The organism is Pseudonocardia sp. McavD-2-B, from assembly GCF_024124365.1.
Lineage (GTDB): Bacteria > Actinomycetota > Actinomycetes > Mycobacteriales > Pseudonocardiaceae > Pseudonocardia > Pseudonocardia alni.
In genome coordinates, this window is record NZ_JAMXSG010000257.1 from 1 (window position 1) to 8,599 (window position 8,599).

Annotated in this window: 12 protein-coding genes; 6 read left to right on the top strand and 6 right to left on the bottom strand. The window is 67.9% G+C overall.

What is annotated here, in order from left to right:
* The first annotated feature begins 112 nt into the window (after positions 1-112).
* From NH602_RS24835 to NH602_RS24850, 4 genes are all read left to right on the top strand, one after another.
* Positions 113-1,234: an FtsK/SpoIIIE domain-containing protein gene (locus NH602_RS24835; protein ID WP_253069044.1), complete on the top strand. Its 1,122-nt coding sequence runs from the start codon at positions 113-115 to the stop codon at positions 1,232-1,234.
* A 436-nt stretch (positions 1,235-1,670) separates the two neighbouring features.
* Positions 1,671-2,999, top strand: coding sequence for a protein rep (locus NH602_RS24840; RefSeq protein ID WP_253069045.1), 1,329 nt, complete (start codon positions 1,671-1,673; stop codon positions 2,997-2,999).
* A gap of 229 nt (positions 3,000-3,228) precedes the next feature.
* Positions 3,229-3,840, top strand: a complete 612-nt coding sequence (locus NH602_RS24845; protein WP_253069046.1) for a hypothetical protein — start codon at positions 3,229-3,231, stop codon at positions 3,838-3,840.
* 2 nt (positions 3,841-3,842) lie between these two features.
* Complete coding sequence (locus tag NH602_RS24850) at positions 3,843-4,070, top strand: helix-turn-helix transcriptional regulator (protein WP_308292879.1); 228 nt, start codon at positions 3,843-3,845, stop codon at positions 4,068-4,070.
* 349 nt (positions 4,071-4,419) lie between these two features.
* Here the strand turns inward: NH602_RS24850 and NH602_RS24855 are convergent, their stop codons facing one another.
* From NH602_RS24855 to NH602_RS24865, 3 genes are all read right to left on the bottom strand, one after another.
* Positions 4,420-4,725 (bottom strand): hypothetical protein, encoded by a 306-nt coding sequence (locus NH602_RS24855; RefSeq protein ID WP_253069047.1) that lies wholly within the window; start codon positions 4,723-4,725, stop codon positions 4,420-4,422.
* Between the two features lie 239 nt (positions 4,726-4,964).
* Complete coding sequence (locus NH602_RS24860) at positions 4,965-5,576, bottom strand: AAA family ATPase (RefSeq protein ID WP_253069048.1); 612 nt, start codon at positions 5,574-5,576, stop codon at positions 4,965-4,967.
* Positions 5,573-6,031 carry a hypothetical protein gene (locus tag NH602_RS24865; RefSeq protein ID WP_253069049.1) on the bottom strand — a complete coding sequence of 153 codons (459 nt, stop codon included), beginning with the start codon at positions 6,029-6,031 and terminating at the stop codon, positions 5,573-5,575. The genes NH602_RS24860 and NH602_RS24865 overlap by 4 nt, the downstream gene beginning before the upstream one ends.
* Before the next feature lie 336 nt (positions 6,032-6,367).
* Between NH602_RS24865 and NH602_RS24870 the strand changes: the two genes are divergently transcribed.
* Positions 6,368-6,619 (top strand): ANTAR domain-containing protein, encoded by a 252-nt coding sequence (locus NH602_RS24870; protein ID WP_253069050.1) that lies wholly within the window; start codon positions 6,368-6,370, stop codon positions 6,617-6,619.
* Between the two features lie 429 nt (positions 6,620-7,048).
* Here the strand turns inward: NH602_RS24870 and NH602_RS24875 are convergent, their stop codons facing one another.
* From NH602_RS24875 to NH602_RS24885, 3 genes are all read right to left on the bottom strand, one after another.
* A complete protein-coding gene (locus tag NH602_RS24875; RefSeq protein WP_253069051.1) occupies positions 7,049-7,342 on the bottom strand; it encodes a BrnA antitoxin family protein in 294 nt (97 codons plus the stop codon).
* 43 nt (positions 7,343-7,385) lie between these two features.
* Positions 7,386-7,661: a BrnT family toxin gene (locus NH602_RS24880; protein ID WP_253069052.1), complete on the bottom strand. Its 276-nt coding sequence runs from the start codon at positions 7,659-7,661 to the stop codon at positions 7,386-7,388.
* 71 nt (positions 7,662-7,732) lie between these two features.
* Entirely contained in the window at positions 7,733-7,942 is a 210-nt protein-coding gene (locus NH602_RS24885) for a helix-turn-helix domain-containing protein (RefSeq protein WP_253069053.1), read from the bottom strand.
* A gap of 116 nt (positions 7,943-8,058) precedes the next feature.
* Between NH602_RS24885 and NH602_RS24890 the strand changes: the two genes are divergently transcribed.
* On the top strand, positions 8,059-8,469 hold the full coding sequence (locus NH602_RS24890) for a hypothetical protein (RefSeq protein WP_253069054.1): 411 nt from the start codon (positions 8,059-8,061) through the stop codon (positions 8,467-8,469).
* Positions 8,470-8,599 lie beyond the last annotated feature (130 nt).

An 8,599-nucleotide genomic window follows, 5' to 3' on the forward strand; every position in this document is an offset into this window, starting at 1 on the left:
AGACCCACCCGATGACCACGGCCCCGCACTCCTGATCACTTCCGGAGTGCGGGGCCGTCTTCTGCCAGGAGGACGTGACATGGGGTTCTGGACCAGGCGGCTGGATCGAGCCGTGGACGAGCGTGAGGCCGACGCCCTGTGGTGGGCGTGGCGTCGATCCTGCGAGGGCGCGGAGCTGTGTACCCAGGTCGAGACCGCGACCGGCCCGACCGTGGTCGTTCCCGAGGTCGTTGAGATGGTGCTCGGGCCACCGACGACGCTGCTGGTCAAGCTGCTGCCGGGCCAGCTCATCGGCGATGTCCGCCGCGCTGCCCTGCGCCTGGCCCCGCACCTGGGTGCTGCCGCGCTGCGGGTCCAGCCGGTGGGCCGGATCCACGCCCGGATCGAACTGCTCGACGCCGACCCTCTGACCGGGACCGTCGCCCTGCAGCTGCCCGCCGCACCGGGCCGGGTCCTGCTGGGCCGCGACGAGGGCGCCCGTGAGCTCACCCAGGACTGGGCCGATCTGGCCCACACGATCGTCCAGGGCGTGACCCGCTCCGGCAAAAGCGTGTTCACCTACGGCCTGCTCGCGCAGATGGCGGCTGACCAGCGGATCACCGTGTGCGGGATCGACCCGACCGGGCTCCTGTTCCGCCCGTTCGCCGGGACCCGCCACGCCGCACACCAGGTCTCGGGCGTCGCCGACCCGCACGCCTACCTGCGGCTGCTGCACGACCTGGTCGCCGAGATGGACGAGCGGATCACGAGCCTGCCCGCCGACCGCGACACCCTCGAGGTCAGTGCCGAGGCGCCGATGCGGCTGGTCGTGCTCGAGGAGTACGCCGGACTGCTGCGCACCGCCGATCAGGACAAACAGGTGGGCAAGGACGTCCGCGTGGCGATCGGGCGACTGCTGGCCGAGGGCGCCAAGGCCGGGTTCCGGGTCGTGATCATCGTGCAGCGGGCCGAGGCCACCATCGTCGGCGCCTACGAGCGCGCCATGTGCTCGCTGCGGATCAGCTTCCGCACCGACAACCAGACCAGCGTGGAATTGCTGCACCCCGGCACACCCCGTGAGCTGGGCGAGGCCCACACCACCGCCCTGCCGGGGATCGCGCTGCTGTCGGCGCCCGGTGAGGACCTGACCCGGTTCCGGGCCCCGTTCCTGGGTGGCTACGGCGCCTACGTCCGTGCCGTGATCGAGGCCTGCCAGGCCGATCCGGACACCGGAGCTGCGGCTGCCGCTGCGTGATCGCCTGCGTGATCGCTGCACTGCTGCCCGGCGTGTCGGAGCCGATCCGGATCACACGCGGGGCAGGGTCAGACCCCAGGAAAGCCGAGAGGCCCAGGTGCGCCAACACCAGGGCCTCTGCACCAGCGGCGATCCGAGCTCGAACTCACCCAAACAGAAAAGGATCGTCGCTGTGGCTGAACGCCACGGTACGGGCGTCGCGACCGACGCTCAACGCCGACACGTCGAAACCCCCCAACCGGCCGTCACCGGCCATCTCAGCCTCGCTGCATCCCTGCCTGGGGCCGTCAGCCCCGGGACCCGCGACACAGCCGGGCCCGGCCCGCGCGGCGCCGGAGGCGCAAGCGCGGGGCCGCCCGCGCGGAGCGCGGCCCTTGGGAATACAGGAGTTAACTCCCCCACCGCAGGTCACGGGGTTGTTGATCTTGGTGATTCGGTGCTGGGCTGGGCGGTCGAGGGAGAGCCGACTAGCAGTGATCAGCGCTGGGCGATGCACACCGGTGTCGAGTGGCGCCACAGCCCGTTGCGCAAGGTGCGCTCCTGCCGCCGGGCGCCGTTCGAGGAAGGCAGCGACGAGGTCGGTCTCACCTTCGCCGGGCGCGAGGACGGTGGCGTCGACGTCGGGATCAACGGCACCAAGACTTGCGCGTGCTGGCACTCCTGCATGCCGTGTGGCTCCCGGATCGCGGTCCATCGTGCTCGCGAGCTGGAGCACGTGTTCCGGATCTGGGAAAAACTCGGCAACTCCGTGGTGCTGGCGACGTTCACCATGCGCCACCACCGGGGCGACAAACTCCGAAACCTGATTACCGCGCAACGCTCAGCCTGGAAAGCGGTCACCTCGGACCGGCCCTGGAACGCTGACCTGCACGACATGGGCGTGGCCCGGTTCCCGATCACCACCAGCACCGGCACCGAGCGCATGGTCAAGGGAGTCATCCGAGCCTTCGAGTGCACCCACGGCGATGAGCACGGCTGGCACCCGCACTTCCACGTGTTCTTCCTGGTAGAGGGCGTCATCGGGGAGGGCCGCGCCCACGACGCGGTGATGCCGATGTGGTCGCGCTGGCTCGACGGGCTCGAAGCTCACGGTTACACCGCCGTGGCCCAGGTCGACGGCGAATCCGCCGGCCTCGACGTCAAGGTGCTCGGCACCGGCACCGCCGAGACCTACGGCCGCTACCCGTTCAAGCTCGCCCTCGAAGCGGTGGGAGGGGTGTTCAAGCAGGGCCGCGGCCAGGACCGCAAGGGCCGCGAGGTCGGCCACCGTCACCGCACCCCGACCGAGATCGTCGAACACATCGCCGTAGCCCAGGCCCAGGGCACGCTCGACGACGCCCAGGGCGCTGCCGATCTGCGGATCTGGCGCGAGTGGTCGCGCACGGCGAATGACCTGCGGATCAAACAGTGCCCGATCCCGATGCGCGCCTGGTTCGCCGAGAAGGCCGCGGAGCTGGGCATCGAGGGCCCGCTCCTCGACGACGAGCAGGACGACGCCGAGATCGCCGCGGCCGAGGTCGAGGGGTCCCAGCTCGGTGGCTCGTTGTCGTCGCGGCAGTGGGCCGGGGTGGTGGCCTACGAGTTCGACACGCTGCGCGCGGCCGGACGCTCCGGCGGGATGACTGCGGTCGTGGCCTGGTTCGACGTCCGCCGCATCGGCTTCGAGCTGTCGCGCTCGGGGGAGGAACGCTTGGCGCAAGAACGCGGTGACCCTCACGGGCCGCTGTGTCGTAACGAGCCGGTGCCTCTCTCGGGCGACGGTTAGGCCATTACGCGGTGCCTGCGGTGCGCGGTGATTCGGGCATCGAGCTGTCTGCCGCCGAGCTGTTCGACTCACCTTGAGGACGCCGGACGGTGATGGTGCCGCGGCGACGAGCGTGGCCGCGGCGACGCTGCATGCAGCCGTGGCCAGGTTGAGCCGAGCTTCGTGTAGCGCTGTGTCGATTATCGATGTACTGTTCTTCGATATACCGACAAACAGTAAAGGAGATGTCGTGATCTCGGTGCACTCGGGTCTGGTCGGCGCGATCGGGTGGTTGGCCAAGCTCTACGCCGGGCTGCTTGCCCTCTCGCTCGTCGTCTTCGTGCCGACACTGTTCGCCAAGATCGGCGAGGCTGTCTTCGGGGAGCCGATGTCGTACGTGTTCACCTTGGGTTGGAACCCTCCGCCGCTGGTGGACTCCGCTCGGATGATCGAGTCATCGCCACTGGTCATCGCCCATGACTCGCCGCGCCTGGGGGTCGTGCTCGCAGAGCTGCAACAGATCCTTCCCGGGATGTACGCGTTGGCGGTCTTGGGGCTGGCGGTGTGGGCGCTGAGCGCGGCGCACAGAGAGGGCCTGTTCGCCGACACGTTGCCGCGGCGGCTGGGCTGGCTGAGTGGGGTACTGATCGCCCAGCCGGTTTGGGCGTTGATCGAAGCCGCGGATGTGGCCTTCCTGCGTGCACACGTGCTCACCGGTTCTACGTTCGGTGGCGAGCTGCAGGCGGCGTTCGTCGACTCGCTCGCTTGGCCTGCGCCGGCGGCCGGCGCCGGGATTCTGTTGCTGCGTTCGATCATCATCGAAGGCATCACGATGCGACGCGATCTCGACGGGACGGTGTGACAGTGCCTGCGGAGCTGCAGTCGGCGATCGCTGTCCATCTCGACGAGCTTCTGGTCGACCGTGAGATGACGTTGACCGAGCTGGCCCGCCGGGTCGGGGTCACGCATGCGAACCTCTCAGTACTCAAGAACGGGCACGCTCGGGCCATCCGCTTCTCGACCTTGTCCGCCATCTGTGAGGTCCTCGACTGCCAGCCCGGCGATCTGATGACCCACCAGCCGAATGCGTAGCTGACACGCCGAGCTGACCCACGAGCGCCTCACACCTATGCATCAAATGATCTTGCTGGTTGAAGGGGCCCGAAAACGCGAATGTCGTCGATACGACGACGCACACGCGACACCCTGACTCGGTCTCGCCGTTCGGAGGGGAAGATGCTTTGCGACAGGGAGAGCGAGGCGTCTGGACCCACTCCCTGATATGACGCTGCGTGAGCAACCGGCGTGGCTCGCTGACCAGGCGATCATTGATGCATAGGTCTGTGGAGATGATCTTGAAGGCGTGGACGTGGTCGCGTTACGTAGCGCGACGATCGGTCGAGGACTCGGTCGTCGTGGTGTCGGCGTTAGCGACGAGGTGTCAGCGGTGGGTCTCGCGGCCGCCGACGGCGCTGATGAGTTGGTCGCGCAGGCTGACGTCGTCGGCGGCGAGCAGCACCAGCGTCGAGAAGATCTCGACCTTGTCGACGTGCCGCCCGAGACGGCGCCGGGCGACCCGGGTGAGTTGCTCGAACGCGTCGAGGGTGTCGTCGTCGAGTACGGCGGTGTACTTCGATCCGCGCCGCCCCGAGGCGGGAGTGGTCCCTTCCGGAGCGATGTCTGAGGCCGAGGGGCGCTTGGCCGCGGCACCCGCGCGCTTCGGCCGTGATGGCGACTCCGGCGCCACCCCTCCGGACTCCTGAGAGGCCCCTGATGGCTCGGTGAGCTTCGCTGCGGGTTTGCGGGCGCGGGTCCGCCGTGCGGGCGTCTCAGGCGCTGTGGGGGCGTCCGGGAACTCGATCTGGTCGGGATGCTGCGGGTGGTCCTGGCCCGCCGGCGTGCTGTCGTCGTTACGACGACCGGTGTTCTTCGCCGTCGATGCGGCCGCCGCGAGGCTCCGCCGGCTCCCGGCCCGCTTGCGTTCTGTCATCGGTTCTTGTCCCCCTCGTGCAGCTCGGCGAGCACGTCCTCGTAGTCGCCCAGCTCGTCCGGAGCGGTGCCCCGGGCGTAGGCGAACCGGATCAGGTGCCGCACCTGCGATCGCATGGTCGGGAAGTTCTCGGAGTCGGCCCAGGCCCGTGCCTCACGCTCGGAGGCCCACCGCCGGTCCACGTCGACCAACAGCAGCTCCGCGGTCAGCGGTGACAGCGCGTCGGCATCGGCAGCGAGGTCGAAGACCTTGCCGAGTTCGGCGAGATCGTGACCGGTGGGCCGCACCGGCACGACCAGGTGCTCGGACAGGCTCAACGCCTGCTGCAGCAGGTTCGGGTTCTTCGGGCCCACGTCGAAGACCACGTGCTCGTAGTCGTCGAGCATCGGCCGGATCTGGCGCGCCAGGTTCCGGTCCGCCGCAGCGATGACGATGCAGCGCTCGGCAGGCCAGTCCTCGGCCTCCTGCGACCACGACACCGCGCCGTCCTGGCCCGGGTCGGCGTCGACGAGCAGCGTCCGCCCGGACCGTGCCAACCCTAAGGCCAGGTGCACTGCCGTGGTCGTCTTCGCGGTGCCGCCCTTCAAGTTCCCCGAGGTGATCCTCATGAGCGGTCCTCCGTCGGCGTCGTCGTATCGACGCCGAAGACGGTAGACCGTCGTGCCGTCGATCCGGCTGCCGCCGCGCCGCGTCGCATGTCCCCGGTCGTCGTCCGGCGGCTGTGGTCGGTCAGCCGGTGCCAGCGCTTCTGCATCGCCTGACGGCCGCCGAGCTGGCCCTCGACGGTCTCGGAGACCTGCTGCCAGGTCATCCCCTCGCTGCCCCACTTCAGGTGACGCAACAGGTCCCGCTCGAACTGGTCGGCAGCGAACCGGAGCTCCTCGCACAGATGGAACAGTGCGGCCGCCTCTCGGTCGCTGAACTCGTACTCCTCGTCGTCCCTGACGCGCTTGGCGAACGCATCGAGGTAGGCGGCAGCGTGTTTCGCGACGGCCTCACTCTGGTCGGCCTCACTGCGGGGGTATTCGGCCCGGACCAGGTCCAGCGCCTCCCTGATCTCCATGCGTCTATGATACGACGCCATCGCCGTCGTTGTAAACCAATCGACGACACAACCGTTAAAACGGTGTGCCGTCGTACCGTCGGTGTAGACGTATCGTTGCGTAATGGGAAATCGTGGAGCTAGGAGTAGTTTCTTAGTCCGCCTCTTCGCGTGGTCGGCCGTCTGTGTAAACGAATCGACGACAAAGACGCTTTGCCGTTGGAAGCGCAGTGTCGTTGTATCGACGACATGACGGTTCGGGAGAGGGTGCGACGTATGCTGTGGCTGGCCCGAGTCCCCGGTCGCGTAGTTGACCAGTAGTAGGTCCCTGTCGACTGTGAAGGACGGCTGCTCCCTATGTGTGATGACCGGGTGGTCCCGTTGTTTGAGTCGTTCGAGCCGTCTGTGGACTCTGCGGCGTTGTTGGACTCTGTGGCGTTGTTCGAACCGGCGGTGGTGCATCAGGCGACCGGGATGATGGCGATCCGGTTGGGGGTGAGCTGCACCGAGGCGTTGGCCTACCTGCGTGGTTATGCCGTGACGACCGGGATGTCGTTGGTCGCGGTGGCTGAGGGTGTGGTGGAGCGGTCGTTGTTTCCCGGCGCGTAGGTGTCGGGGTCTCTCCCCGGCCAGTCTGCTGCCTTGGAGGGTGGTGCTGCGGTCACGTCGGCGCGCTTGCGCCTGCATCTGTGCGGGCAGGGGTCAAGGACTCTCATGCAGGTGGCGGCTGAGAGGTCCAGGGTGTGGTTCACCGGGCTGGCGAGGGCCGTCATCGGCCCGGTCGGTTCAGGAGGCCGGCGGATCGCTGTTCGTTCTGGTCTCGGTGGATCGACTCCGTCGAGTGGTGACCGGAGATCGATGTTGTGTGCGGCTGACCTGGTAGTCCTTGACCCCTGCCCGCACAGATGCTGCCCTCCGGGGCCGACGTGATCGCAGCACCACCCGGAGCTGACCAGTACCACTAGAAATCGCCGAGCACTTCCCGGCTGCTGCGGGATCTGAGGTCCTCCCCGGAGGGGCCGCCGGAGGCAAAGGTCTTTAGTGGCTGGCTTTGTCGAAGACGGCCTGTTCGAGCCGTGCCAGGCGCGATTCGAGGTTGGCGGTGTTGCTGCGGCGCTCCTCGACCCACTGCCGGAGCAGGGTGGTGGGCCGCACATGCTGAGCTGCTGCCTGTTCGCGGACCCAGTCGAGGACGTCTTTGGGCAGCCGCAGCGACGTGGTGACCATCGGGTTCGGGTCGACGTCGGTGTCGAGCTGGCCGTTGTCGATGTTGGCGGAGAGATCGGTCTGGTCGTAGTAGTTGCGGAGTCGCTCGACTTCTTCCTGCTTCATGGCTGTGGCCTCCCGGCCTTGGGTGCACTACTTGGGGTGGGTGCTAGCTGTTGGTGCGGCGCTGGAAGGACCGGCGCTCGCTGGGGCTCATGTCGCGGGCGGTGATGACGAAGTCCCGGCCGTCCTCGGCCTCGCTGATGATGACCACGAGGTATCGGCCGGTATGGCTCTGGCCGTAGATCTCCTCGACGCCTTCGCGCCCTGGTGAGATGACTCGTGGCCGGGTGTTGACGACCTCTTCGACCTCGGCCGGGTCGACGTCATGGCGCGCGATGTGCGCTTCGCTGTCTTCGGTCCATCGGATCTCCCGCCAGGCCACACTCGCACCGTAATGCAACGCATTGCGTCACCAGAGTAGCGGGGGTCTCGGGTTCAGGCGAGGGCTCAGGCCTAGGCCTGCTGGTCCCGTCGCTGCTGCTTGATGGTGTCGAGTTGGGCGCGGAGATCGTCGAGGTCCCAGCGCACGTGGCCGCCCAGCGTTTCCCCGGCAGGAGTGATCAGGCCGGCGCGGTTCCACCGCTGCAAGGTCGTTCGGTCGACGCCGAGCGCGCGCGCGGCTTCACCGGTACCGACCAGTTCGGGGTGGGGGTCCTCGGACATGCGGGGCACCTTAGCCTCATTCGCTCGTTCAACATCGCTTGCATCATTTGCCGCACTTGCTCTATCGTCGTTTGCATCGTTCACGTCAATCACACCGAATGCAGCAGGAGCAGACGATGCGCAGCTACCCGATCGACACCGACCGCGTCCGCATGATCAGCACCGGCACCGTGACCCCGGTCGCGAAGTGGGTGGAGCTGTCTGATGGCTCTCGCCGCCCGGACCCGAACGGCCGCCAGGAGGTCGACGAGCAGGGCCGGGGCCTGTGGCGGGTCGAGGTGATCACCCCCGCTGACGAGTCCGATGACCGGGACAAGACGGCTGTCGCCGAGGTGATGATCGCCAGCCATGACCAGCCGCAGGTGGGCAGCTTCGGTCAGGCGCTGGCCTTCGACGGGCTGGTGATGACCCCCGGCTACGTCTCGCGGAAGACGGGCCAGCTCACCCCGCCGCGCTGGTCGGCCGAGGCCATCCGTGGCCAGGGCCAGCACCGAGGCCGCAAGCAGGAGGGCGAGGCGGCGGCCTGATCGAGACCCACCCGATGACCACGGCCCCGCACTCCTGATCACTTCCGGAGTGCGGGGCCGTCTTCTGCCAGGAGGACGTGACATGGGGTTCTGGACCAGGCGGCTGGATCGAGCCGTGGACGAGCGTGAG